This window comes from Lentzea sp. HUAS12 (assembly GCF_024125735.1).
In the GTDB taxonomy this organism is placed as follows: Bacteria; Actinomycetota; Actinomycetes; order Mycobacteriales; family Pseudonocardiaceae; genus Lentzea; species Lentzea albida.
In genome coordinates this window covers 6,338,747-6,362,053 of sequence record NZ_CP099738.1, presented here as the reverse complement: position 1 = coordinate 6,362,053, position 23,307 = coordinate 6,338,747, and the positions used below count along the sequence as shown (strand labels likewise).

General features: G+C 65.4%; 25 protein-coding genes and 1 tRNA gene. 12 read left to right on the top strand and 14 right to left on the bottom strand.

Features of this window, described 5'->3' with window-relative positions:
* Positions 1-3 precede the first annotated feature (3 nt).
* A complete protein-coding gene (locus tag ND450_RS29095; protein WP_253321706.1) occupies positions 4-579 on the top strand; it encodes an NUDIX domain-containing protein in 576 nt (191 codons plus the stop codon).
* Here the strand turns inward: ND450_RS29095 and ND450_RS29090 are convergent.
* Positions 544-1,719 (bottom strand): tetratricopeptide repeat protein, encoded by a 1,176-nt coding sequence (locus ND450_RS29090; protein WP_253321705.1) that lies wholly within the window; start codon positions 1,717-1,719, stop codon positions 544-546. The genes ND450_RS29095 and ND450_RS29090 overlap by 36 nt on opposite strands.
* Positions 1,720-1,865: 146 nt before the next feature.
* Complete coding sequence (locus tag ND450_RS29085) at positions 1,866-2,240, bottom strand: helix-turn-helix transcriptional regulator (RefSeq protein WP_253321704.1); 375 nt, start codon at positions 2,238-2,240, stop codon at positions 1,866-1,868.
* Positions 2,241-2,409: 169 nt separating this feature from the next.
* On the opposite strand from ND450_RS29085, the gene ND450_RS29080 reads away from it, so the two are divergent.
* The 5 genes from ND450_RS29080 to ND450_RS29060 are packed head-to-tail and all read left to right on the top strand — an operon-like array spanning position 2,410 to position 6,325.
* Entirely contained in the window at positions 2,410-2,676 is a 267-nt protein-coding gene (locus ND450_RS29080) for a helix-turn-helix domain-containing protein (protein WP_156213081.1), read from the top strand.
* Positions 2,673-3,011 carry a WhiB family transcriptional regulator gene (locus tag ND450_RS29075; protein WP_371927431.1) on the top strand — a complete coding sequence of 113 codons (339 nt, stop codon included), beginning with the start codon at positions 2,673-2,675 and terminating at the stop codon, positions 3,009-3,011. The genes ND450_RS29080 and ND450_RS29075 overlap by 4 nt, the downstream gene beginning before the upstream one ends.
* The gene (locus ND450_RS29070; protein WP_253321702.1) at positions 3,008-3,337 is read left to right on the top strand and encodes a hypothetical protein; all 330 of its coding nucleotides are present in this window, start codon (positions 3,008-3,010) and stop codon (positions 3,335-3,337) included. Before ND450_RS29075 ends, ND450_RS29070 begins: the two co-directional genes overlap by 4 nt.
* Positions 3,334-4,173 (top strand): hypothetical protein, encoded by an 840-nt coding sequence (locus tag ND450_RS29065; RefSeq protein ID WP_253321701.1) that lies wholly within the window; start codon positions 3,334-3,336, stop codon positions 4,171-4,173. The genes ND450_RS29070 and ND450_RS29065 overlap by 4 nt, the downstream gene beginning before the upstream one ends.
* Positions 4,166-6,325 (top strand): FtsK/SpoIIIE domain-containing protein, encoded by a 2,160-nt coding sequence (locus ND450_RS29060; protein WP_253321700.1) that lies wholly within the window; start codon positions 4,166-4,168, stop codon positions 6,323-6,325. The genes ND450_RS29065 and ND450_RS29060 overlap by 8 nt, the downstream gene beginning before the upstream one ends.
* Before the next feature lie 241 nt (positions 6,326-6,566).
* On the opposite strand, the gene ND450_RS29055 is transcribed toward ND450_RS29060, so the two are convergent.
* Genes ND450_RS29055 through ND450_RS29045 form a run of 3 tightly spaced genes read right to left on the bottom strand, consistent with a single transcriptional unit; the run spans position 6,567 to position 8,732 of the window.
* Entirely contained in the window at positions 6,567-7,472 is a 906-nt protein-coding gene (locus tag ND450_RS29055; RefSeq protein WP_253321699.1) for a helix-turn-helix transcriptional regulator, read from the bottom strand.
* Between the two features lie 2 nt (positions 7,473-7,474).
* A complete protein-coding gene (locus ND450_RS29050; RefSeq protein WP_253321698.1) occupies positions 7,475-8,425 on the bottom strand; it encodes a Scr1 family TA system antitoxin-like transcriptional regulator in 951 nt (316 codons plus the stop codon).
* 4 nt (positions 8,426-8,429) lie between these two features.
* A complete protein-coding gene (locus ND450_RS29045) occupies positions 8,430-8,732 on the bottom strand; it encodes an AMED_5909 family protein (protein WP_253321697.1) in 303 nt (100 codons plus the stop codon).
* A 133-nt stretch (positions 8,733-8,865) separates the two neighbouring features.
* Here ND450_RS29045 and ND450_RS29040 point away from each other — a divergent pair, with 133 nt between their 5' ends.
* Positions 8,866-10,035 (top strand): hypothetical protein, encoded by a 1,170-nt coding sequence (locus tag ND450_RS29040; protein WP_253321696.1) that lies wholly within the window; start codon positions 8,866-8,868, stop codon positions 10,033-10,035.
* Between the two features lie 147 nt (positions 10,036-10,182).
* Positions 10,183-11,790 (top strand): hypothetical protein, encoded by a 1,608-nt coding sequence (locus ND450_RS29035; RefSeq protein WP_253321695.1) that lies wholly within the window; start codon positions 10,183-10,185, stop codon positions 11,788-11,790.
* A 44-nt stretch (positions 11,791-11,834) separates the two neighbouring features.
* Here ND450_RS29035 and ND450_RS29030 read toward each other — a convergent pair whose 3' ends face one another.
* Both ND450_RS29030 and ND450_RS29025 read right to left on the bottom strand, forming a co-directional pair.
* Entirely contained in the window at positions 11,835-13,409 is a 1,575-nt protein-coding gene (locus ND450_RS29030) for a tyrosine-type recombinase/integrase (RefSeq protein ID WP_253321694.1), read from the bottom strand.
* A gap of 136 nt (positions 13,410-13,545) precedes the next feature.
* Positions 13,546-13,621, bottom strand: a tRNA-Arg gene (locus ND450_RS29025).
* Between the two features lie 196 nt (positions 13,622-13,817).
* Here ND450_RS29025 and ND450_RS29020 point away from each other — a divergent pair.
* On the top strand, positions 13,818-14,654 hold the full coding sequence (locus ND450_RS29020; protein WP_253321693.1) for a hypothetical protein: 837 nt from the start codon (positions 13,818-13,820) through the stop codon (positions 14,652-14,654).
* A 10-nt stretch (positions 14,655-14,664) separates the two neighbouring features.
* The gene (locus ND450_RS29015) at positions 14,665-15,402 is read left to right on the top strand and encodes an FkbM family methyltransferase (protein ID WP_253321692.1); all 738 of its coding nucleotides are present in this window, start codon (positions 14,665-14,667) and stop codon (positions 15,400-15,402) included.
* Between the two features lie 54 nt (positions 15,403-15,456).
* On the opposite strand, the gene ND450_RS29010 is transcribed toward ND450_RS29015, so the two are convergent.
* Complete coding sequence (locus tag ND450_RS29010; RefSeq protein WP_253321691.1) at positions 15,457-18,654, bottom strand: penicillin acylase family protein; 3,198 nt, start codon at positions 18,652-18,654, stop codon at positions 15,457-15,459.
* Positions 18,655-19,105: 451 nt separating this feature from the next.
* On the opposite strand from ND450_RS29010, the gene ND450_RS29005 reads away from it, so the two are divergent.
* Positions 19,106-19,753, top strand: coding sequence for a response regulator transcription factor (locus ND450_RS29005; protein ID WP_030481367.1), 648 nt, complete (start codon positions 19,106-19,108; stop codon positions 19,751-19,753).
* Between the two features lie 45 nt (positions 19,754-19,798).
* Here the strand turns inward: ND450_RS29005 and ND450_RS29000 are convergent, their stop codons facing one another.
* Positions 19,799-21,235 carry a diguanylate cyclase gene (locus tag ND450_RS29000; RefSeq protein WP_371927430.1) on the bottom strand — a complete coding sequence of 479 codons (1,437 nt, stop codon included), beginning with the start codon at positions 21,233-21,235 and terminating at the stop codon, positions 19,799-19,801.
* Between the two features lie 107 nt (positions 21,236-21,342).
* The gene (bluB, locus tag ND450_RS28995) at positions 21,343-21,975 is read right to left on the bottom strand and encodes a 5,6-dimethylbenzimidazole synthase (protein ID WP_253321689.1); all 633 of its coding nucleotides are present in this window, start codon (positions 21,973-21,975) and stop codon (positions 21,343-21,345) included.
* Between the two features lie 141 nt (positions 21,976-22,116).
* On the opposite strand from bluB, the gene ND450_RS28990 reads away from it, so the two are divergent.
* On the top strand, positions 22,117-22,416 hold the full coding sequence (locus ND450_RS28990; protein WP_253321688.1) for a hypothetical protein: 300 nt from the start codon (positions 22,117-22,119) through the stop codon (positions 22,414-22,416).
* Here the strand turns inward: ND450_RS28990 and rpsR are convergent.
* From rpsR to rpmB, 4 genes are read right to left on the bottom strand one after another with little or no spacing between them, the layout of a single operon-like run.
* Entirely contained in the window at positions 22,364-22,594 is a 231-nt protein-coding gene (gene rpsR / locus ND450_RS28985) for a 30S ribosomal protein S18 (protein WP_089910403.1), read from the bottom strand. The genes ND450_RS28990 and rpsR overlap by 53 nt on opposite strands.
* Complete coding sequence (gene rpsN, locus ND450_RS28980; RefSeq protein ID WP_253321687.1) at positions 22,594-22,887, bottom strand: 30S ribosomal protein S14; 294 nt, start codon at positions 22,885-22,887, stop codon at positions 22,594-22,596. Before rpsN ends, rpsR begins: the two co-directional genes overlap by 1 nt.
* Complete coding sequence (gene rpmG / locus ND450_RS28975) at positions 22,887-23,054, bottom strand: 50S ribosomal protein L33 (RefSeq protein ID WP_089909100.1); 168 nt, start codon at positions 23,052-23,054, stop codon at positions 22,887-22,889. The genes rpsN and rpmG overlap by 1 nt, the downstream gene beginning before the upstream one ends.
* Positions 23,054-23,284: a 50S ribosomal protein L28 gene (rpmB, locus tag ND450_RS28970; protein WP_089909103.1), complete on the bottom strand. Its 231-nt coding sequence runs from the start codon at positions 23,282-23,284 to the stop codon at positions 23,054-23,056. Before rpmB ends, rpmG begins: the two co-directional genes overlap by 1 nt.
* Positions 23,285-23,307: the final 23 nt, after the last annotated feature.

Below are 23,307 nucleotides of genomic sequence, written 5' to 3'. Positions count from 1 at the left end.
ATCGTGACGGAATACCCGGAAGAACTGACGTGGAAAATCTACGGTGAGCGAACCGTCTACGACGACAGATGGGTGAAGCTCAAGCTGGTTGATGTCGGACCTCCAGATGGTTCAAGGTTCGAGCATCATGTCGTCAAGCTCGACGCCGTAGCGGTTGCTCTTCTGCTAAATGATAATGAAGAAGTTCTGACGCTGTGGCGTTATCGGTTCGCGGTAGACAAATGGGGGTATGAGCTTATTGGAGGGCTCGTTGAGGCTGGCGAACTTCCAGCAGCGACGGCCGCTCGTGAAGCCGAAGAGGAGACTGGCTGGCGACCAGTCGGAGAACCTGAGCACATCGCTACTTTCCAACCTCTGCCTGGCATCATCGACGCCCCCGTGGACGCTTACCTTTGGCGTGCTGCGGAGAAGGTTGGCGAGCCAACAGATGGTGAGGAGGCTGCGCGTATCGAGTGGATTCATGTCGACAGGATCTTGGATCTGGTCCGGCGTGGTGAAGTGCTCGGCTCTGGCGCGATCGTTCCCCTTCTGTACTACCTCGCGTCACGCAATGCTGGAGCCTCCTCTCGGGACAGGTAGCTCAAGGGCCGCAAGGCGTCGTTGCTGACGATCGGACTTGATGCGGGATGCAAGCTGTCGTGCTGTGCGCGCGTACTCAAGTGCACCCCGACTATCGCCAGCAGCGGCGTACGCGAAGGCGAGATCGACGTACAGGTTGGTTTGGCCTCGTACGGCGTTGAGCCCAGGCGTGGCGAGACCTCGAACTGCGGCTTCAAGTTGGTTGATCGCGTCCTGGTCTCCCAGCCGCAGAAGCGAACTGCCGCGCCAACGTACGAGTTGCCCGTCGTTGAGAAGCAGGAAGGGCATCTCTGGATCGACAGGATTTGCTGGCAGCAAAGAGCTTGCGTCATCGAACGCGCGTAGCGCCGCATCCCGTTGGCCATCGGCGGCGAGACCTTCGCCGTGTGCTGCGGCGAGCCACGATTGCAGCAGCGACGGCGCGCGGTTCTCCGCGACGTACCGCGCGTACTCCAGCAGCTCGACAGCTTCGGCCGGCTGCCCGATGTCGAGCAGAATCACTGCCTGCTGCGCGGCCGCGTGCGCCAGGAGGTGCGGCGAATCGGCTTCACGCGCAGAGACTTTCGCGTCCTCGTGGTACTGCCACGCCTGAAGCTGTGAGCCCCTGTCGAGGGCTGTCCAACCGGCGAGTGTTCGCGCGTCCGTGAGGATCGCGGCAAGGCGTTCGCGGTGACGAGAACTCACGCTGAACGTGCGGTAGTCCTCGATCTGCCGGACGAGGCTGTTCAGCTGGTCCAGGACCACGACGGCGCCGAACTTGTGGTCTGAGCTTCGTAGGTCGTTGACCTGTCGTTGGAACATGTCGAGGGTGGCGGGATCGATGCTGCGCGCGATGATCAGCCGCTCGCGCAGCTCTTCCGCGCTCTGGTTCTCGACCTCGGACGGGAATCCAAGCTCTTCGTTGGTGCGCCCGTAGAACTCACGGAAGAGCCGTTGGTAGGCGGGATCGGTCACCTCTACGTGGCTGTTCTCCCAGCGCGACATCATGATGAGCATTGATTGCTCTGTCGCCTGAGCCCCGCCGATCTGTTGCCTACGCGCCAGGAAGAACCTGACCACCTGCGCCTGCGTATACCCCAGCTCGTCGCGGACTGTTCGCAGCCTCGATCGAGGCTGCTCACCGCGCTTCTTTGCTGCCACGTCCCCCCGTTCCCCAACGGTCGTGACCTGCGGACCTAACTCCTCCTAACAAGCGGCGTGATAGCCGCTGGCAATTATTTCGACCCCCTCTCCGGCTGTCTTCTGTTCACATGACAGCGACACCGAAACAAATCAGCGAAGGCGACCTAGTCCTTTCGTCGACCTCCGTCATCGAGACGATTTGTGAGCGCTCCGACCTGGGCTCGAAGGCCGCGGAGTTCTCGAATAATCGTGTTGAGCAGCGGGACGAGCGGGTCGTCTCCAGTCGTGGCCGGCGAGTCGACCTCCGGCGGCGTTTTCCCTTGCAGCACCGCTCCCAGGTGCTGTGGGTGCCAGTCGAGGGCGATCGACAGAGCTTCGAGCGTTCGCGGGTTTCGGCGCCGCTTGATTCGTCCCTGTTGCATCTCGCGAACGATCGCGAGGGAAACCCCGGACCTCTCCGCGAGTTCCTTCTGCTTCAAAGCCAGCTCTGCCGCGCGGGCGTTCATTGCCTCCGCGACTGCCGACCAATCCTCTGTCACGTACGCCTCCGGGCTCCGCCTTCAGCGCCGACGTTAGCGCGCGTTCTTGCTCTGAAACGGGCTTAGCGCTGACATCGGCGGCAGATCGCTACTAATCAACGCCAACGTCAGCGCTTTCGGAGAAGAAGTCAGTCTTTCGAAAGGGCTACATCTGATGAGTACTTCAGGCATGGCGGGGAGTAACCCGCCGATCTTCTACACGGTCGCGGAAGCTGCACGCATCCTGCGCGTGGACGTCGCGACCATCTACAGGGCCATCCGAGAGGACGCGTTTCCGGCGGTGCGCCTGCGCACTCGCTACGTGATCCCTGCACGTGCCGTTGAGGAGATCGTTCGGCAGGCGTCGGAGTCCGGCAGCGTCGTCGACGTCGCCCGGATGACGGCCGAGCGCCGGTCTGCTCGCGAATTCGAGGCCAAGACCGGGGGTGCGTGGTGAACCCGGAGAACTACTACGAGGTGATCGCGGCCGAGCTTGACCGCTACGCGAAGGTCCCGGATGACGTACTGCTGGAGATCGTGACGCGTGACGGCGCCTGCATGTGGTTGTGGGCGAGCGAGGAAGAGCCGGAGTGGCAGAACGAGAACCTGACCGATCGGGAGTTGGCCGCGCGGTTGTGCGCGGGCTGCCCCATCCGCAACGTGTGCTTGGAGCTGGAGTTGCGCACGGCCGGTGCGGAGACGATCGGTGTGTGGGGTGGGCTGTCGCAGGACGATCGACGCGCGCTCTACCGCGTGTGGCGGGCTCGCCGTGAAGGCGGTGAGCCGTCATGACGATCAACCTGACTCCCACGCAGATTCTCGCGGTGCTGGGTGCGGTTGTTGTGGTGCTGTGGATCTGGCGAGCGAGCGCCCGTAGGGCGAAGGCTGCGGCGAGCGCAGCACGGACGGGTGCTCGGTTGCTCTCGCTCACCGGGCGGGTGCTCGTGATGGCCGGCGTCATCGTCGGGGTTCAGTGGGTGGTGATCACGCACCGGGGCGACACCGTGTTGTTGCTCGTGGTGCTGGGCCTCCCCGCGCTGTTCGCCGCGTACACGTTGACCCGTGCCCTCACGATCACGTCCTACGACAGTCAGCACGGCAAGGGTGATCGGCGATGAACGCGGTCACTCGGGTTCGGGAAGGGGTAGCCGCCTTCGGGCGGCTGCCCGCCGCCCCGGCAGCGCAGCAGCTCGCCGCCGATGCGGCGGAGGCTGCCGAGTTGCGGGCCTACGCGACGCATCCGGACGTGGTGGCGCTTCGCGTCGAACGGGTCCGGGCGGAGGTCGACCGGCTGTGCTGGGCGGGGATCGTGCTTGGTCTCGGCTTCACGATGACCAACGTGCAGAGCTTCGCGGCAGCGGGCACGCCGGCCTGGTCGTTGCCGTGGCTCGCTGCGTGGTTGCTCGATCCCACGGTGTCGCTGGTGCTGCTGGCGATCCTTCGAGCGGAGCAGGTGACCGCGCGATACCGGGTGCGTACGGGCTCGTGGACGCGTCGTGCGAAGTGGTTCACGCTCGCCGCTACGTACGTCATGAACACGTGGCATTCATGGGCTGCCGGGTCTGTGTCCGGTGTGGTCCTGCACTCGGTTCCGCCGCTCGTGGTGTTCGTCGCGGCGGAGGCTGTCACAGACCTGCGGGACAAGCTCACGGAGGCCGTGACCGCTGCGTTCACAGAGGCGGAACAGCTGACAGCGCCGGTCACCGCGGCGAAGCCTCCTGCGCTCGCTGCGACAGAGCCCAAGCCCTCAAAGGTGAAGCGGTCCAACAGAAGCACGGCGGGACGTGTGTCCTCTGCGGAGTATCTAGCCAAGGCTCGCGAAATGTGGACGTCTGAAGTCGTGGTGAGTCCCGCGTGGGTTCGCGAGGTCACGGGGTGCTCGCGCGGGCTCTCGTCGCGGCTGGCTTCGGTGCTCGCGGCAGAGATCGCTGAAGGTGGTGACGGCCATGAGTGAGGACGATCGGGAGTTGGCTGTCACGTGCCCGCGTCTGCCGGTGCGTGCGGCGCTCGAAGGCGAGTTCGTGAACGACGCTCCGCAGGCTCCGCGCGTCACACCGGTGCGTCGGTTCATGAACTGGTGGAAGCGTTCACCGCGCGTACCGCTTTGGGCGAAGGATCGCGTTCACGCGGTGCAGGCCGCGAAGGATCTCGTCGTGGCTCTGCTGCGTTCACCGTTCCGGTTCCTCGGGGCCGTGGTGCGCGGCTTGGTGGTCGCCGTCCGATGGTGGCGGTCATGGGTCACCGTGCGGGACTACCGGGAGGCTGCCGAGCAGTCGGAGAAGCTCGCGGACAAGTTCGGCGACATCCGTGAACTGACGCTCTTCCGGTGGAAGGTCACCGGGGCAATGGTCGCAGGAGTAGCGATCGTCGGCGCCGTCGCCGATCTCGTGTACGGGCACCGGGCGTTGTGGATCGGTGGCGGTGTCGTCGCCGTAGCGCTCGCTGTCCTCGGTAGGCGGAAGGACGGCAGTCCGGGACGTAAGGCGGTGCTCGCCGGTCCGCGCACGTTGACGTGGACGATGGACCCTCAGGTGCTCGTGGACGCGTTCCGGGACGCGAAGCTGATCGGGAAGGACGAGACGCTGCGCCTGGTCGAGCGGGCTACCAGGCAGGGTGACGGGTGGACCATCACCGTGGATCTCCCGGCAACCCGCAAGGCTGCTGACGTCGTGAAGAACCGGGACGCTCTGGCCTCCGCTCTTGCGGTCGATGAGGTGCAGCTCATTGTGGAGCGAGTCCGGGGGAACGGCGGCCACGCCGGCCGAGTGGCGATGTGGGTTGCTGATGAGGACCCGTACGCCGCGCCTCCGTTGCGGACGCCGCTGCTTGCGGTGCAGAGGTGGGACGCGTGGCGGCCGTTGCCGTTCGGGCGGGACGCTCGTGATCGGCGGATCGATCTTCCGTTGGTGTGGACGTCGTTGCTCATCGGCGCGATCCCCAGGCAGGGTAAGACGATGGCTGCTCGACTGGTCGCCGCGGCCTTGATCTTGGATCCGCATGTTCGGTTGTACGTCGCTGACTTCAAGGCGGGGAAGGACTGGATTTCAGCGGCGCAGGTGGCGCACCGGTTCATGTCCGGAGACGACACCGAACACGTGCTGGCGCTCATTGACTGGCTCGTGGAACTCGTGGGTGAGGTCCAGGGGCGCTACCGGCGGATGCAGGAGTTGGACGACCTCACGTGTCCGGAGTCGAAGGTCACGCCGGACATGTCGCGTGATCGAGCCCTCGACATGCCGATCACGGCCGTGTTCATCGATGAGGTTCAGCTACCGCTCGAAGACCGCACACCTGTTGAGGTGCAGGGGAAGAAGCTCACTGCGGGGGAGTACATCGGCGAGTTGCTGACGTGGCTCGCCAAGAAGGCGCCGGCTGCTGGGCTGGTCCTGGTGCTCGCGACGCAGCGTCCGGACAGCAAGACCATCCCGTCCAAGCTGCGCGCGGTGCTCGGCTCGCGGTTCGCATTGCGGGTGATCGACTGGCGAGACAGCAACATCGTCTTGGGCGAGCAGATGAACACGCGTGGCTATGACAGCAGTCGCCTGCTGCCGTCACATAAGGGCGTGGGCATCCTGCGGCCGGACGGTGAGACGGAGGCTGGCGCAGACGTGCTGGCGCTGACCGTACGCACGTTCTACATGCCAAACGAGGACTGGAGGGAGTTGTGCGAGCGCGGGCGTGGCCTGCGTGAAGCGGAGGGGACGTTGACCGGACATGCGGCAGGGCAAGAGGCACAGCCGATGCTCGATCACGCGGCCGTCGCGAAGGCGATCGGGAGCAGTGCTCCGGTGGCAGCGGAGGCCGTGCGCGCGGCGGACGTCGAACTGCCTGAGCCACTGGCGTCCGTCGTGGACTACCTCAGGGAAGGAGATGATGGCCGCGACTTCGTTCCCACGTCTGAGCTTGTAGAGGCGTTGGGACTGGAGATGACGACGTTCGGACGCGACATGGTGGAGTTGGGTTGCCGGTCGACTCGGGACCGGGTGGCGACGGCTGACGGCGTGAAGCAAATACGCGGCTACGCCGTCGCGGATCTGCTCGGCGCTGCCGAGCGTCTGCGGGATGCTGCTGTCCTAGAGGGCGAGGTGATCGACGGTGAGCGCTGACCCGTCACACCCCGTCCCACGGACCCGTCACGCCGTCACAAGCCCTGTGACGGGTCCAGAACGGTGCTTCACCTGCACAAACGGTCCGCCGTGACGGGTGTGACGTGTGACGGGTCCACCCGTCACATGCGGCCGTCGCGGTACCCGATGACGTGAAATCGGGTACCGCGACGGCTTGGATGCCAGCCTTGGCGGGGGCATGTGACGGAGGCGCCAAGGCTGGCGGCTTGAGGGCGTGCCGCTACGGCACGGTTAGGGCTTGTCCTGGCGGTGGTTCCTGCAACCCTGCGCTTTCGTCCGCGCGGGCCCATGCCATCTCGGACAACTCGGCGATCAGTGCCTTGGAGTCGCCCTCACTCAGGCTCGTGTCCGTGAGCGCCTCAACGACTCTGTTGTAGCCCTTGACCGCATCTGTCGTTTCGGCGAACAGACTGGAGTTCTCCGTGTCCACCCACACGAGCGGTTCGTACTTCTCGAAGGTCAACAGCGTGAACGGCCCAGCCATGCCAGCGTGGGCGCCGCGTGCTGCCGGGACGATCCTGATCGTGGTGTTCGACTGGTTCGCGGTGACGGCGAGGTGCTGCGTCTGCCACGCGTGCACCTCGGGCCCACCGACTTGCAGACGTAGCGCCGACTCATGGACGAAGAACAGGCGTTTCGCCTTGCGTGGCAGGGCTTGTTGCATCACGAGGTGCGCCTTCGCGCGCTCTTCGAGTTCTTCGGCGGGAGTCGAGGCGGAGGCTCGGAGTATCTCGCGGATGTAGTCAGCCGTCTGAAGGAAGAACGGCACCATGTTCCCGTGCCAGCTGACGAGCGTCTTGGCGGCCTTCAGGTTCTCCAAGGCCGTATGCAGCACGATAGGCGGGCAGGCGCCGTGTCTCTGCCACCAGCCCCCGACGTGGTGCCGCATGGGGAACAAGTCCATCAAGTGCGCCACTTCTGGCGCCTTGGTCCGGCAGATGCCCAGCAGCAGAGCGACCTCGATCTGAGTGACGCCACCCTTGCCGGTCAGGACATCTGAGACCTTGGCTTCATGACAGCCCATGACTTCAGCGACCTCGCGGGAGGTGAGTTCGCTGCGTTCGATCGCTGCCCGCACTCCTGCACCGAACTCGCGACCTCGGACGGTCGAGATTCTCTTCGGCATCTCTAGGTTCCCGCCTGGACAGTGGTCATGGGTGGGTGGCAGTCGGAGTTGTTGTCAGGCAACGGTTCGTGCAGAGCGAGCGATGCCTGACTTAGCCAACGCGTCGACTCTTCTGGCGTCCTGACGACGTCGTTGAGGACGAGTAGAGCGCGTTCGTAGGGTGCGCATTCAGCAGCAGACTCAAGCCAAGTGTCACCGCCGTGCAGGGTGCGCGTGAGAACGACGTCCTCGAAACGAGGGGCGCGGAAGCGCATGACGGTGAACGACTGGTGATGACCGAAAAACGGTCCTGCGTCGCTGTTCACGACGGCAAGGTCGAACCCTGTCTGTACTGCCAGGTCTTCCAGGCGTCCCAACTGCTCGATCATGGTCCGCGCTCCGCCAACGCTGCTCGTGAGAACGGCCTCCGTCACCAGAAGCCGAACGCGCAGGGGCCCGTGGCTGCCTGGTCGTGCTGCTTCCTTCGCGTCCATGCCCAGGCGGGTTAGAACGGACTGCTGTACGTCGAGATCAAGGCCGTTGGTCGCTGCACCGAACCTGCACAGCGCCTCGTGGTAGGCGCTGGTGCGGAGCAGTTCGGGCAGTACCTCGGTTGCCACGATCAGGAGTTCGTTGGCCTCTGCCATGACGTCCCAGGGTGTCCAGGCCAGACGAGCCCACGCGTCACCGTTGATTCGGTCCCACATCTGAGGATCGTTCGCCCGTTGTGCCACACGAACGCAAAGTTCGATCTCGTCGTCGGGTGCGCGGCAGGCGGCGCCGATCTTCAGAACATCGCTGGGAGACGGACGTACCACGGCCCTGGTGATCTGGGAGAGTGTCGCCGCTGAGAAGCCGACCAGTTCGCCCAACTCCGCGAGGGACCAGCCTCGGATGCGACGCCATCCCAGCACGGTCCTGCTCAACGCCCGTACTTCGAGGCTTGCCCTGCCTCCGGTGAGTTTTTGCGCCATGTCGTCAGCTCGCCTTGTCCACTGAGGATGCAGCGGCTGCGTTGTCCGCCTTCTTGGACTTGATCTGCCGGTCGAACTCTTCACCGCGTTGGCGCTCGCAAGTGGCCCACGCCGTCGCCTCGTGGAAGTGCCCCCGGTCGATCTGGGCGACTTCGGTGTAGATGGCCGCGCTGCGTAGGTGGTAGTCGCGCCACGCGCGCGGGTTGTCCGTGCCTGGCCGTGGACGTGCGCGGCTCAGCGCCTCGTGAGCCTGCATCAGCGTTTCTGCCCTGGCGGCTTTGGCCCACCAGTCTTCGCTCGACTTCACTGTTCATCACCTCAGATCATCATCTCAGAACCGCAGACATCAGCTTTCGCTCGGGCGCGCGAGGTGTAAATGACCTGGTATTGACCTGAGATGCCATGATTGGACCTGGACTAAGCAACGCTGACATTGGCGCATGAGAGGTCAACCGATGGGCTCGGCAGGCGGACAGGAACGGGCGCACACGCTGTTCGGCAAGCTGCTGCGGCAGCGCAGGCAGACCGCGGAAGAGTTCAGCGAAGCTGCTGAGGTGTTCGCACGCGACCACGGTCTGAAAGGCACGATCAGTCCTCGGCACGTGCGCCGCCTGGCATCTGGCAAACGGGATGACGGCCGCGACCTGGGGCCCGTCACGGCAGCGACCGGGCGCCTTCTCGAAGAGATGTTGGGTGTGCCGATCGAACGTCTGCTGGAGTCAGTTGGACAGGTCGCTCACACTGCCACGGAAGATGAACTCGCCTTGCGCGCGAGGTTCGCGGCCGGTCGCGCACTCGATATGGACACCGTCGGGTTGATGCGGCAGAAGCTCGACATCACTCGGGTCATAGACCGGAAGCTAGGTGCGTCCGCCTTGCGCGGCGAGTTGTGCGCTCAGATCGACCAGATGGAACGTGTGCTTCGGGACGTTCTCGATCAATCGATTAGGGCAGCGTTAGCCGAACTCTTGGTGGATGCGGCCGCGCTTGCCGGGTGGCAGTCGCTTGACCAGGGACTGGTCAACGATTCTTGGAACCACTACGACACCGCCAAGGCTGCCGCACGGGAAGCTAGGTCGGTCGAGCTTGAGGCGTACGCGTGTGCCGGGCAGGCCGTGGTTCTGCTCGACATCGGTGAAGCGGATGCCGCCGTGGAGTTGACGCGGCACGCGCTCGAACTTGCTCGTGGTCGAGTGCCGCGTCTGCTCTATTCGTGGCTGTCTGCGGGCTACGGCGAAGCGTGCGCCGCGAGCGGCGATCGTGCGCATTGCTTGATCGCCTTCGATGACGCGTTGCGGGCGATGCCGGCGCAGGTCGATGGATCTGAGACGCCCTACCTAGTGTTCGATTCAACACACCTTGCCCGGTGGCGGGGCAACGCCCTTGCTCGGCTCGGTGACCAAGAGGCGATCGAGGTGCTCTCGGAGGTCCTGCGGCGCCTTGACCCGACCTTCTCACGCGCAGAGACGACGCTTCGAGTGGATCTCGCTCAGGTGCTCATAGCCAACGGTGACAAGGATGAAGCAGCCGTGCACGTCGAACGTGCGCGGCTGCTCGCGGCCCAGGTTGGCTCACATCGGCAGCAGAAGCGGCTTACCGCGCTCGCTTAGGGCGCAAGATTCAAGGTTCTCAGAGACGAGCGTCTGGGTGCACAAAAATCGTTTTAGTACAACTAGGATGTGGCGGATCGCTAGTCTGTGAACAGTCCTGCCGTGGTGTCTGAGTTGTGGAAGCCGTTTCGGAAGGTTGAGCCGCCGATGGTCGAGGAAGATCTGCGAGAGCGCTTGGCGCGACTCATCGTTGACGCGCTTGAAGTGGGCAACGGAAAGATGGAGCAGGACACGATCAACGCGTTGTTCCGGGCGTTCGGCGTCGATTTTGCGAGCCTAGCGGACCCACGCGGCCCCAGCCGGAAGTTCAACAAGAGGGGTGCTGCCGCCAAGCGGTTGGCCTCGGCGGCCCCGAGTGCGGAAGCGCTGATCAGCAAATTGATTCAGTGCGGCGGGTGGATCGTGGATATGGTCGAGGAGGTATATCGCCGCCTTGCTAGCCACGCCGCCACGACGACCGGGACCTCGGAGGCCATTCGGCTGGAAAGCTCCGAAGTGAATACTGGTCATCTGACCATCAGTCCGGCGTTCATTGAGCAGCTGCGCCACCTAGAAAGGGTGCTGCGCTCGGTGGACATAATTAATGTGGACACGGAAGCCATCAAGGAATTCCTTGGGTGGGACAATTGGGAATTCTATGGTCATTTCCCCCTCGATTCCAGGGAATCCTTAAGATTGGCTGATAGTATCCTTCGCTTGAGCTCGATGGCGCCCGATGTTTCCGCAAGAGCGGCCTCGGATCCAGCCTGGTGCTCCGTTGATGACGCCATGCAGAGAGCGAAGGAAGCCGCCGATGAACTTATCGATCACGCCGAGCGCGCTCTCCGTGGACAGATGGCTGTGAAAGATCTTGAAGTAGTAAACGTGGACTTGACTGACGTTCCCAGGTCCATTGTTCTTCCTCGCAACTGGCCCGCCGGTTCGGCGATGAATTCGCTTGCTGGATTCGTTTTGATGTATCGCCTTGACTTATATGAATTGGATGTAGTTCGCAGGCGTGAGAGTCTGTCTTGCGACGCCTTGGCCCTTGCGCAATGGTTGGAATCGGTGGCTGAGTCTTGTAGACGAGCATCGATATGGCTGAATGATGAAGTATTTCGGAGAGAAGACTCCATTGACGTGTGGCAGTGGGTCGATGCTATCCGCGAGTTTCTGAATCTGCCGCTCTGGGGCCAACGGGACCTTCTGTATGAGATCTGGGTCCTCTGTGAGACGTTGGGTGCATGTGAACAGGCGGGGTGGGAGGTGGAGTTAACCGGATTGCATGACGGAAATGTGTGGGTGCTTCCGAGGAACAGAGGCGATGCGCCGGTCGCCAAGCTTCGATACGGCGCAGATCCGACAATCGTCCTGGACGTGTGGCGAGAACGGCATCGCAAAGTCGAGTCGCGTGAATTCAGTCCTGACGTCACCGTGTCCACCCCGGAGCCCAACTCCCGAGAGCTGCTCGTGGTCGAGGCGAAAGACCGGTACGGCATGGCTCTGGGGCGTCCTTCCCTTGACGGGCAGGCTCACCCGCCTAGGAGAAACGAGAAAGCCGCGCTTTCGGTGGCCGAGAAGTATGCTGCCGGTCTACGTCCGGTGGTTACCTGGGTTTGCAACCACTGCGAGATCGTGCCGAAGGTTGACCCGAAAAAGAACTACGGGGACGCCTGGAACCTAATTCACCTCGCCGCAAATTTCCGTCCCAGCCATGTGCCGGCAGTGTTTGCCAAAACTGTTGCATATGCGCTTCGGCCGTACCATGTGCCGTAGTCAGTAGTAGCCCAGTATTCGGCCCGCATCGGCGGCCTACTAGGTCACTCAGCCTTTCGCTTGTGCTTGATGCTCACGACGTCCGCCGCGTCGGGTTCCTCTCCCCGCTCGAGCACTACGGCACGCTTTCCACGGCTGGCGTTCACGAGTCCATTAGCTTTCAGTTCTGCGATGGCTCGGTTTGCGGTGCCTGCGGACACGCCGTAGCGCGTTTTCAGTTCTATGACGGTAGGGACGAGATCACCGGGCTTGAGAGCACCGCAGGTGATGGCTCCCCGTAGGTCAGCAGCGATCTTCTGATATGGGTTGTCTGCTGCCGGTTCGAGAGTGGAGACCGGAGCGCCTGACAGGTCAATTTTGATCGGCGGAGTTGGCATCCGTCCGGCGATGGTTCCTGCCGCGCGCTGGTCTGCCTCCGAGACCCACGCTGAATAGACGCGCAAGGTGGTTGCGCCTCCACCGCCGTGGCCGAGTCGTCCCGCGACCGTGCGCACGTCCACACCGGACGCGATCAGTTCCGTTGCGGAGTAGTGGCGGAGCGAGTGAATGTGCATGTCCCAGCCGAGCCTTGCGCACATCCGGCGGTATCGCTGCGTCACGGTGTCCGGCTTGATCCAGTCCGCGTGGTCGAACCTGGGGGAGAAGAGACGGCCGTCCTTTGCGACCTTCACGCCCAACTCGTCTGCCTTCGTTCCTCGGTACTGGAGGTACGCGCGGAGAAGCCCCACAGTTTCCGGGTCCAGCGCGATTCGGCGTTGCTGGTGGGTCTTGGTGTCCTTCTCCCACGTCTCTGCGCCGTCCTGGCTGATGCTCGTCTTGACCGGCAGGACCGCGTTCTCCAGGTCGAGCAGATCGAGGCGCAATGCGCACACCTCGCCACGTCGGGCACCTGTGGTCATCGCCAACCACACGAACATTCCCCAGGAGAGGTCTTTGAAGGCTTCGTTGACGATGGCGGCTGCTTGCTCCGGCGTGGGTGGGTGAGGGTCCGCTGCTACGGACCTGGGCGTCTCTGCCTGTGCGAGCGGATTCGTGCCGGTCCAGCGCCATTTGACGGCCCGCTTCAGTGCACCGCTCAGGCACCAGTGCACCTGTCGAATGGACGACTTCGCGAGTGGGCGGCACACGTGCGGAGTGCACTGCTGCTCCGCGCAATCGTGGGCGTCGGTGGTCTTGTGCTTCTCGATGAACGGCCTGCCGTCGCAGTGAGCGCGGCAGCGGCGGAGCACGCTGTAGAACGAGTCCAGTGTTTCGCCGTTGAGCCTGCCTACCTGAAGCTTCCCGAGGATCGGCCGGATGTGATTGCGGATGTAGCCCTCGTAGCTCTTGCGCGTCTTCTTGTCGACGTCCAGCAGTTCGAGGTAGCGGTCCATCAGCCGGTTGACCGTGGCGTTGGTGGTGGAGTTCCGCTGCTCGTCGATTTCGTTGATGATCCGCGTGCGAGCCTTCTCGGCTTTCTTCGCGGCGTCCGGACCGGCCGGGATGGTCTCGTAGATGTAGTGCCGACGACCGCTGATCGGGTCGATGCCGGCGTAGACCTTGACGCGCAGCGAACCGCTCGGGAGGGGCTCGATCTCCCCTCGCTGGCGGCCCTTGGTGGGGCGCTTCGGGGTGCTCATGGTGCGACCGTACGCCGGACTCGCACCACGTCTAGCCCCACGAACGGGCGATGAGATCGACTTCAGTCCCGACTAAAGACCAAGGGCTCCGACCTGTTTGCACTGGTCAGAGCCCTTAGTTTCACCCGGCGAAAGGTGGTGCCCCAGGCAGGATTCGAACCTGCGACACACGGTTTAGGAAACCGATGCTCTATCCCCTGAGCTACTAGGGCTGGCGACAGCAGTCTAGCGGGGTGCCGCCACCGAGTTGACCAGCGCCCCCGTCTAGCGCCGGCCTAGGCTGCGCCGGCGCTCGGACCTGGGTCCCGCTCACGCTCGGTGAAGACCCGACGAGCAGGCCTGCGGCCGTTGGAGGGAAGTGAGACAGGCCACCTTCTATCGGGCACAAACGTCAGGTAGGGAGGGCTTGTGAGCAGACCTTGGCCCGACTTCCGTCCTGGCCCTCTCGGTTCCCTCAAGGCCTGGTGGCGCCGGCTGGTGCCCACGCGGGCCGACGACATCACCTTCGTGCCGCCCGTCAGCAGTCATCAGCAGGAGTTCGCCACGCCGCTCGCCAGCGCGGTGTACGGGCTGGACTTCCAGCTGAGGCTGACTGTGGTGTGGCGCCTTGATCTGGCGACCGGGCTCCGGCACAACTCGCCCCGCAACGCTGCCATCCACCACGTTCTGCAGCGGGCGAAGGAGATCAGCTGCAAGGCGATGTTGGTGCACCACGCCGCCCTGCAGGTGCAGTTGGGGGATGAGCTCGCCGTGGAACGGCAGGTGCCCGGCACGCACGTGTGGGCTCGGGCCGAGCAGGTCAAGGTCGAGGTCGACGGGGACGACCTCGAGATGGCCAAGAAGCACGTCGAGCTGTTGAGGAACTCCACGTTCAAGTTGGCTGAGCGGGACGTCGAACGGGCTGAGATCCGGTACCTGCGCGACGAGGTGCTGACGGACGTCGGGACCGCGACGATCTGGTGGTTGCAGCGCAACGGGTACCAGGTCGAGGAGGCGGTCAAGCTGGCCGACCACCTCGCCGAGCTCGTGAAGATCGCGCAGCGGGAGCCTGCCGGGCATTGGGCCGAGTCGTTGGTGAGCAGTGTTGAACGCGCCATGCCTGAGCTGGGGGACGCTCATCGGAAGGACCTGCGGTTGCACCTGGTGAAAGCGCTCAGCGTTTACGGTGGTGAGCGGGTGGCTGCCGAGTTCGCGGACCAGATCGGGTTGCCTGCGGGCGAACGGCACAACAACGGGCACGTCTAGGCTCAGCGGGGTGTTGACCCAACTTCGCAGTGCCGCGGTTGTCGCCGGGTTGCAGGCGCTCGCCCGGCTCACGCCCTATGCCGAGGCGGAGCTCATCGGGCTCCGGAAGGTCGTCAGGCCCGGAGACGTCTGCATTGACGTCGGGGCCGCGTTGGGGCTGTACACGGTGACCTTGGCGAGACTGGTCGGTCCACATGGGACTGTGCACAGCATCGAGCCTCTCGTGTTCGCGCATCCTGCCCTTTCGTACGTGTTGCGGCCTCGGGAAGGCGCGAACATCAAGCGGCATTCGGTGGCGCTTGGTGCTGAGGAGCAGGGGCGCGAGGTCATGAGCGTTCCTGTGCGGCACGGGAGTCCGATCACTGGACGGTCGTTCCTCACGGCGGGGGCGAACGGGCTGGGGTCCAACGAGGAGTTCGAGCAGCACCTCGACGTGCTCGTGAAGACGGACACGCTCGACCACTTCGTCGAGGAGCAGGGGATCGGGCGGCTCGACTTCGTCAAGGCCGACGTCGAGGGAGCCGAGCTCAAGGTTCTCGAGGGGGCCAAGGGGACGATCGAACGGCTCAAGCCCGCATTCCTGCTGGAGATCGAGGAACGGCACGTCGAACGGTTCGGGTACCAGGCGAAGGACGTCGCGGACTTCCTGACCGAGCGCGGGTACCGGATGACCACGTGGCGCGGTGGTGCTTGGGTGCCGACGAACGTCATCGGGGACGAGGTCAGGAACTACCTGTTCAGGGCCTGAAAAAGTAGAGGACGCCGACCCCTGGGGGTGGATCGGCGTCCTCATCTCGAAGGCCTACGAGCTGTAGACCTCAAGTTCGTACAGGGAGTACCCGTACTGGCCTGACCGTTGTGTGCCGGTCAACCGCAGGTATCTCGCGTCCTGTGGTGAGAACGCTACGACATCATCGCCGCCATCGCCAGCACTTGTGGAGAAAACGTTGCGCCAGCTCGTGCCGTCATTGGAAATCTCGATGCGGTAGCCCTTGCCGAAGGCCGACTCCCAGCGCAACACCGTGCGACCGATCCGTTGCACAGAGCCAAGGTCTACTTGTATCCATTGGTTGTCGTTCCAGTCGCTGGCCCAGCGCGTGGCCGGGTTTCCGTCGACCACGTGCGACGGCGGGAGGGTGTTCCAGCCCGTCTCGTGTGACGACGCGGTGGCGGTGCGGCCGGCCGCCAGGTTGGTGATGTTCTGGCCCCTGCGGGACGGGAACTGCACGACCTGCTGGTAGGTCGGGCGGTTCTGCCAGTGGATCTTGTCGTGGGTGATGCCGCCCATGGCTCGGTGGATGATCGTGTCGGCGCACCACTGGTCGCCTGCGGCGCAGTCGGCGTCGCCGGGGTAGACGGCGTTCGCCGGCTTGGCCACGGCGGCCTGCAGCGAGGTCACCAGAGCGGATCGGCAACCGGACAAAGTGCCGCCACCGCAGTAGGTCTGCGGGAAGGCTCCCTGGACCGGGTCGCCCAGGACCTTGCGCAGGTCCTTGTCGACGTAGCCCCACCAGCCGTACTGGAACGAGGAACCCTTGTGCGGCGCCGCGCCGTGCGTGTCGGACGGGGCCTCGTCCACCTGCTGGGCGCTCACCAGTGCCCCGAAGAGCCCGTCGCCCAGTGACGGCTTGAACTGCGCCTCGACCAGGAGCGGCCACCAGGCATCGAGAATCCGGATGGCTTCGGCGTGGCCGTAGGCCTTGCTGCCCTTGGCGGTCTCCTTGCGCAACGAGCCGGAGCGCTGCCAGTCCTTCAGCTTCTGCACGGCCGGGGCCAGCGCCGCGTCGACGGGTGCCGACTCGACCACCCTCAGCAACTCCGGCAGCACCTGCTCGGCGCGCAGGTCGGCGACGGCCGCCTCGGCCATGGCGCGGGTCAGGGACGCACGGGTGACCTTGGTGCCGGACGCGATCAGCGCGCGCACCCTGCGGTCGAGCAGGTCGCCGCGATGCACGGAGCTGTGGCCAAAGCCGCCGAACGTGAAGTCCTTGGCCTGCTTGTTGTTCCAGGAGATGTAGAAGTCCTGGTTGATCGAGTTCGGGTGCCCGGCGAACGGCAGGACGTCGGACGTGTTCTCGTCGCCGTTCCAGTTCACCCACTCGTACTCGGCACGGGCCCAGGTCGGCAGGTTCGGATCCACTGTGGACCGGCGGACCGGGTTCAGGCCCGAGTTGAAGTACGCCGTGTCACGCGAGTCCACGTAGAACCAGTTGAACGCGTACCCGATCTTCGAGGCCGCCCGCTGGAAATCACTCGCCGAACGGATCGCGGTCGGGTCGTTGAGCTCCTGGAACCCGATGATCGAGTCGACCTCGTGCATGTACGTCGAACGCAACGTCGTGTACGCCACGACCTTGCCACCGACCGTCGCACGGCTCGTCACCAGCCCGTACTTGGTCCGGAACATCACCAGCGTGTAGGAACCCGCCGGCGTGCCGTCCGCGACCGTCGGCTTCCAGGCGTTCTTGCGCTCCAGGCGTTCCATCGGCAGGCAGGCGCCGTGGTACAGGTACGAGGACGACGCCTTCGTGGCGGGAGAACCGTCGGGGTTGCACAGCTCGACGGCGTAGGTGTCGATGATGTCCTGCGCCGACGAGGTCGCGCTCCACGAGTAGTCGACACCGCGGCCGAGCTGCACGTACATCGAGACGCCCGCGAACGAGACGCCGCGCGAACGGATGCCGGGGCCGTTCAGCTCCTGCAGCATGAGCAACTGCGGCGCGAAGTACCCGGTCTGCGGCCCCCACACGGCGATCGGGTTGCCGGAATCGGTGTGGGCGCCGGACACCGCGAGGGCGTTGGACATGCCGTGCTTCTTGTTCAACAGGTCGGGCGGCAGCACGCCGTCCTCGAAGATCCCGCGGGCCTTCGCCACGTCCGCTGAGGCGGGCACGGCGACGGAGGTGCCCGTTCCGCCCACCTCGTCGTAGACCATCCGCTCCGGCGTGATGGAACCACCGTCCGGAAGCGCCACGCCCTGAGGGGAAGCGGGCGAGGCCGAGTACGGGAAGGACTGTCCGTCGTGGAGGGTCAGCACGGCCTCGGGGTCGTTCTGCGCGCGGAACGCCTTCCACACCTGCTCACCGACGGCGGCGCCGTACCTGTTCTGCGCGGCCAGCTTCACCAGCGCCGACTGCACCTCACCGCCACCGCCGGCACCGAACAGGCCGCCGACGACCGAGGCGATCGCCACCATGTCGGTCGACTTGAACGGCTGGATGTCGTTCCAGTTCGTGATCGCGTCGGCGTGCCCGGTCAGCACGTACTCGCCGGGGAAGTTCCGCGCGGAGACGGACTGGGTGATGTAGGCGTTGATGCCCGCGATGTAGTCGTTGACGTCCGCCAACGCCTGCCGCCCGCGCTCACCGCCGTTGGCCGCCGCCGAGTCGATCTGCTTCTGCAGGTCCTCCTCGGTGTACGGGATCTGGTTGTAGAAGCTCTGCTCCAGCACCCGGTTCGACGGCGCCCCGCCGGCGAACCCGGTCAGCTGGCCGCGGCCGAGGTGGCGGAACAGGTCCATCAGCCAGAGGCGGTCCTGCCCGGCCGCGAAACCGGCGCCGAACATCGTCCCGGACCGCGTGGTGCCGGTGATGTGCGGCATGCCGATCTTCTTGTCGCGCACGATCGTCACGTCCGACCGCGGCTTCACGGTGCTCTCGACCTGGTCGGACGGCACGCCGAACGACGCGTCGTTGAAGAAGTCCGTCAGCTGCGAGTTCGTCAGGCCGGCGTAGCCGGACACCAGGGCGTCGTACTTGCCCAGCTGGTCGGCCGAGTGCGCGGGCCTGGTGCCGAACGCCTTGTGCGTGAGGATCTCGGCCAGCGTCGCGTTGCCGTTGTTGCCGGGCGGCACGATGTCGCCGCACTGGCCCAGGCAGTAGTCGTCGGCCGCGAACGCCGCGGCGCGCGGCTCCTCGGCCTGGGCGGTCGGGACGAGAAGAAGGGAGGCGGTGACGGCGGCGGTCGCCAGCAGGGTCGTCACCGGATTGGCTCTCCGCATCGCGCGAAGCTCCTCTCCGTGCAGGGCAGGACTGTTGTGACGCACGTTACTTTCCGGTGCGGCTATTGCGAAAGACCTTCGCGTTTTAACGCGCATCGCGAGAGCGCCTGTATCGATCCCGAAACCCATCAAGGTCACATATGGGCAGAAACGAGTCCAATCGAGACATCTGAATCGGATTACCGAGGCCGTATCCGTGTTTCTGGTCCCACATTCCACTGAGTGGGATTTTCATGTTTGGTCACTCAGTGTTCCGATGATCCCGCTCAACTCCAGGTGGCATGCCTACGCAGCGAAGTCGCAGCTCAATTCCGGTAACTGTGAACGCCGTCGTTGATCTCGAAAATCTGTAACCACATGATGAGATAACTGAGAATTAACGTGACCTTCGGCAGATGTACGCGAAGATCGCGAACATGAGGGAGCACGGAACGCCAATGCGGGAGGCGTCGTGATCAAGGTTCTGCTGGCCGACGACGAGGACCTCGTCCGTTCCGGCCTTCGCATGATCCTGAGCAGCGTCGGAGACATCGAAGTTGTTGCTGAGGCCGACGACGGACACCTGGTAGCCGACCTGGCGCGCCAGCACCGTCCGCACGTGGTTCTGCTCGACATCCGGATGCGCACCTCGGACGGACTCGTGGCCCTGCGGAGGCTGCGGACCCTGCCGGACCCACCCAGGGTCTGCATCCTGACCACGTTCGACGTCGACGAGTACGTGTCGGAAGCCCTGCGCCTCGGCGCGGCCGGCTTCCTGTTGAAGGACACCGAGCCCGAACAGCTCGTGAAGGCCGTGCGCGACCTTGCGCGCGGTGGAGCGGTGCTCGATCCCGGTGTCGCGGCGAGAGTCCTCGCGGCGGTCGCCGACGGTGAACGGATGGCGGAGCCTGCGCGCAGGCTCCTGCAGAGCCTGTCCGAACGCGAGCGCGAGGTGCTCGTGCTGATCGGGCAGGGCATGTCCAACGCGGAGATCGGCGGCACCCTGCACCTGTCGGAGGCGACGGTGAAGGGCTACGTCTCGTCCGTGCTCGGCAAGATCGGCGCGGTCAACCGCGTGCAGGCCGCGCTGGTGGCCTACCGCGGCGGCCTGATCGCCTAGAACCCACACAGGAGTCGTCCGCCGCGTCGCGGCGGACGGCCGGTTCTAGTTGCCCGACACGATCTCGGGCACCTCGTCCACCGACGGCTCCACCTCGACCCTGTTGCGGCCGTGCCGCTTCGCCCGGTACAGCGCCATGTCGGCGGCCGCGAACAACTGGTCCAGCTTGGCGGGTCCCGCCGCGACACCGATGCTGACCGTCGGGCGGCGGACGGCGCCGAGCACCATCGTCCAGTCGTGCCCGTCGACGGCCGCGCGGATCCGCTCCGCCACGTTCGGGCCGACGTCCCTGTTCGTCCCGGTGTCGCCCAGCAGCACCACGAACTCGTCGCCTGCCCAGCGCGCCACCAGGTCGTCCGCGCGGCACTCGCGCCGCAGCAACGCCGCTATCTCGCGCAACGCCGCGTCGCCCGTCGCGTGCCCGGCGTCGTCGTTGACGCTCTTGAACCAGTCGACGTCGACCAGCACCAGCCACGGCACGCGCCCGCGGGCCGCCGTCGACTCGAGCAACGTCGCCGCCGCGCGTTCCAGCCCCAGCCGGTTCGCGAGGCCAGTCAACGGATCGCGCGCCGCGGCCTCCTGCGCCGCCACCGCGAGCCGTTGGGCCTGCACGGCCACCCGGCGTTGTTCCAGGGCCTGGCCCAGGCCTTCCTGCAACGTCTCCGTGGCCGTGCGGGAGGCCTGCATCGACCGCCGCAACGCCGCCGCCTCGCCCACCGAGTCACCCAGGGCGTGGCAGATGTCCGCGAGCTCCGTGGAGAACCGCAGCAGCAGTGACGTGTCGTTGATGCGTTCGGCGTTCGTCACCGCGCGGGACGCGAGAGTGCGCGCCTCGTCGAGGTCGTCCTGTTCGCGGCGCACGACGGAGAGAACCCAGTTGCCGACCGAGATGCCCCACAGGTCGTCGGCGTCCAACGACAGCCGCAGGGTCTCCTCGCCCAGCTCCTCGGCCTTGTCCAGCTGGCCGACACCGGCCAGGGACCGGCCGCACGCACCGAGGAGCGCCCGGTGGTGCATCTCGTCCTTGACGATGCCCAAGCCCTCGTCGAGGTACGCCAGGGCTTCCTCGAAGATCGCCGGCGCGGCCGCGGGCGATCCGGCGCAGGCGCGGAAGTTGAGCGAGCCGCCGAGGCGTTGCAGGCACTGGGCCAGCACGTCGGTGTTGCCCGCCCGCCGCGCCACCTGAACGGACATCCGCAGCATCTCGAGGGCGGCGCGCCGGTTGCCGATGCCCTCCATCAGATAACCGAGGGAGCCCATCGTGTGGGCCACGGCCGGGCTGTCGGAACGGTCGGCGTCGAGGTCGGTCCAGCCCTCGGCGGCCAGTTCCAGCGCCAGCGGTATGCGGCCGAGCCGCCACGCCATGACCGCCCGGTTGACCAGCACGGCTGATCGGACCCAGCGGTCGGCGCCGGGGGACACCTTCGTGACCACCTCGTCGAAGAGGCTGTTCGCCTCCGGCACGCGGCCAGCGTTGTACAACGCGCGGACCTCTAGGTCCAATCGCGGAATCTGGCCCGCTACCAGCGGATCGCGCTGCTCCACTCGTTCATCGACTCCGTTCCGACTTGCCGAGCGGCCCGCACAGGCTACCGGGTCGGTCGCGCCCCGTACCGATCGTGGTGCAGGACGTCATCAAGGGGTAGTCGGTTGCGCCAACCGTGACGTTCCAGATCGGGCGTTTCGGGCAGTGATCGAACCGGACCGACGCACAACCACGCAACCGGGCGGACCCTGGTGGGGATGTCCAGCAGGCGGCGCAGCACATCTTCTCGGTAGAAGCTCACCCAGCCAACCCCGAGTCCCTCTTCGGTCGCCGCGAGCCACAGGTTCTGGATGGCCAGGCAGACGGAGTACAAACCCGCGTCCGCGATGGCGTGCCTGCCGAGCACCGCGGGCGAGCCCCTGTCGGGGTCGTAGGTGACGACGATGCCGAGCGACGACTCCATGACGCCCTCGACCTTGATGCGGGAGAACGTCTCGGCCCGTTCCCCGTCGAGCTCGGCCGCGAACACGCTGCGCTCGGCCTGGACGTGGTCGCGGAACGCCCTCCGGATCGATTCATCGCGCACCAGGACGAAGTCCCACGGCTGGGAGAGGCCGACGCTGGGGGCGGCGTGCGCGGCCGTCAGCACCCTGCGCAGGACGTCGGAAGGGATTTCTTCACCGGAGAACTCGGCGCGGGTGTCCCTGCGGCGGTGGACCACGTCGTACAGGTTCATTCGATCGATCGTGCCTCACTCGAAAGCACCAACTTCACGCTGGAGAGGTGGCGCTGATCTCACCTGAGGCGATACACCGATCGGATGCGAAGAATGAGAGGTGGTTATGGCTCCGCGCTCGGATTCGGCGGCGGAGTCGGCGTGACCACGTTCACCGGGGCCTGGCCGCTGCTCGCCCTCGTCCTGCTCGCGGCGGTCGTCGTGATCGTCTCGCTGAGGACCACGATCGTCGGTGCGGGCTTGGCCGCGGTGCAGTGCTGGGGCCTCTACGCGACCTTCTTGGTGGGTGTTCGTGGCGATCTGACGGTCGACGAACACACGACCTGGGTGCTCGCGTTGCTGGTGCAGCTCGCCGCGCTGGCCCTGCTCGCCAGCGCGGCGATCCGCGTCATCGCCCTTGTGACGGGTATGGCAGCAGGGCCATCTCCCGTGCGTTCTTGATCGCCGTGGCGACCTGGCGCTGCTGTTGCGGCGTCAGGCCGGTCACCCGGCGGGACCGGATCTTGCCCCGGTCCGAGATGAACTTGCGCAGCAGCGTGACGTCCTTCCAGTCGACGACGGTCACGCCCTCCTTCACCAGGAGGTTCACCCTGCGCTTGAGAGGCCTCTTCTCGCGCATCACCAGCTCGCCTTCGACACGCCGGGCAGCTCGCCGCGGTGGGCCATCTCCCTCAGCCGGACGCGGGACAGGCCGAACTTCCGGTTGAACGCGCGCGGCCGTCCGTCCACGACGTCGCGGTTGCGCAGCCGGGTCGGCGACGCGTCGCGCGGCAGCTTCTGCAGGCCCCGCAACGCTTCCGCGCGCGTCTCCGGGTGCCGCAGCTTCTCCTTGAGCTCGGCGCGGCGTTCCGCGTACCGGGCCACGACCTCGCGGCGGCGCTGGTCCGCGGCGATCTTCGACTTCTTCGCCATCAGCGCTCTTCCTTGAACTCGACGTGCCTGCGCGCCACCGGGTCGTACTTGCGCAGCACCAGGCGATCCGGGTCGTTGCGCCGGTTCTTGCGCGTCACGTAGGTGTAGCCGGTTCCCGCGGTCGACCTCATCTTGATGATCGGCCGGACGTCCGTCGCCTTGGCCATCAGACCTTCACCCCCTGCGCGCGCAGGCGGGCCACGGCGGCCTCGACACCCAGCTTGTCGACGGTCTTGATGCCCTTCGCGGACAGCGTCAGGGTCACGAACCTGTTCAGCGACGGCACCCAGTACCGCTTGCGCTGGACGTTCGGGTTCCACCGGCGGCGCGTCTTGCGTTGCGAGTGCGAGACGCGGTTGCCGAAGCCCGGCTCCCGGCCGGTCAGCTGGCAGCGCACCTGAGTACCTCCTGTTTGAAACG

Excerpts from the sequence above, each read along its gene's own strand:
- ND450_RS29080 (WP_156213081.1), top strand. The coding sequence starts at position 2,410 with ATGGCGGGGAGTAACCCGCCGATCTTCTACACGGTCGCGGAAGCTGCA.
- ND450_RS29070 (WP_253321702.1), top strand. The coding sequence starts at position 3,008 with ATGACGATCAACCTGACTCCCACGCAGATTCTCGCGGTGCTGGGTGCG.
- ND450_RS29065 (WP_253321701.1), top strand. The coding sequence starts at position 3,334 with ATGAACGCGGTCACTCGGGTTCGGGAAGGGGTAGCCGCCTTCGGGCGG.
- ND450_RS29060 (WP_253321700.1), top strand. The coding sequence starts at position 4,166 with ATGAGTGAGGACGATCGGGAGTTGGCTGTCACGTGCCCGCGTCTGCCG.
- ND450_RS29055 (WP_253321699.1), bottom strand. The coding sequence starts at position 7,472 with ATGCCGAAGAGAATCTCGACCGTCCGAGGTCGCGAGTTCGGTGCAGGA.
- ND450_RS29050 (WP_253321698.1), bottom strand. The coding sequence starts at position 8,425 with ATGGCGCAAAAACTCACCGGAGGCAGGGCAAGCCTCGAAGTACGGGCG.
- ND450_RS29040 (WP_253321696.1), top strand. The coding sequence starts at position 8,866 with ATGAGAGGTCAACCGATGGGCTCGGCAGGCGGACAGGAACGGGCGCAC.
- ND450_RS29035 (WP_253321695.1), top strand. The coding sequence starts at position 10,183 with ATGGTCGAGGAAGATCTGCGAGAGCGCTTGGCGCGACTCATCGTTGAC.
- ND450_RS29030 (WP_253321694.1), bottom strand. The coding sequence starts at position 13,409 with ATGAGCACCCCGAAGCGCCCCACCAAGGGCCGCCAGCGAGGGGAGATC.
- ND450_RS29010 (WP_253321691.1), bottom strand. The coding sequence starts at position 18,654 with ATGCGGAGAGCCAATCCGGTGACGACCCTGCTGGCGACCGCCGCCGTC.
- bluB (WP_253321689.1), bottom strand. The coding sequence starts at position 21,975 with ATGAACCTGTACGACGTGGTCCACCGCCGCAGGGACACCCGCGCCGAG.
- rpsR (WP_089910403.1), bottom strand. The coding sequence starts at position 22,594 with ATGCGCGAGAAGAGGCCTCTCAAGCGCAGGGTGAACCTCCTGGTGAAG.
- rpsN (WP_253321687.1), bottom strand. The coding sequence starts at position 22,887 with ATGGCGAAGAAGTCGAAGATCGCCGCGGACCAGCGCCGCCGCGAGGTC.
- rpmG (WP_089909100.1), bottom strand. The coding sequence starts at position 23,054 with ATGGCCAAGGCGACGGACGTCCGGCCGATCATCAAGATGAGGTCGACC.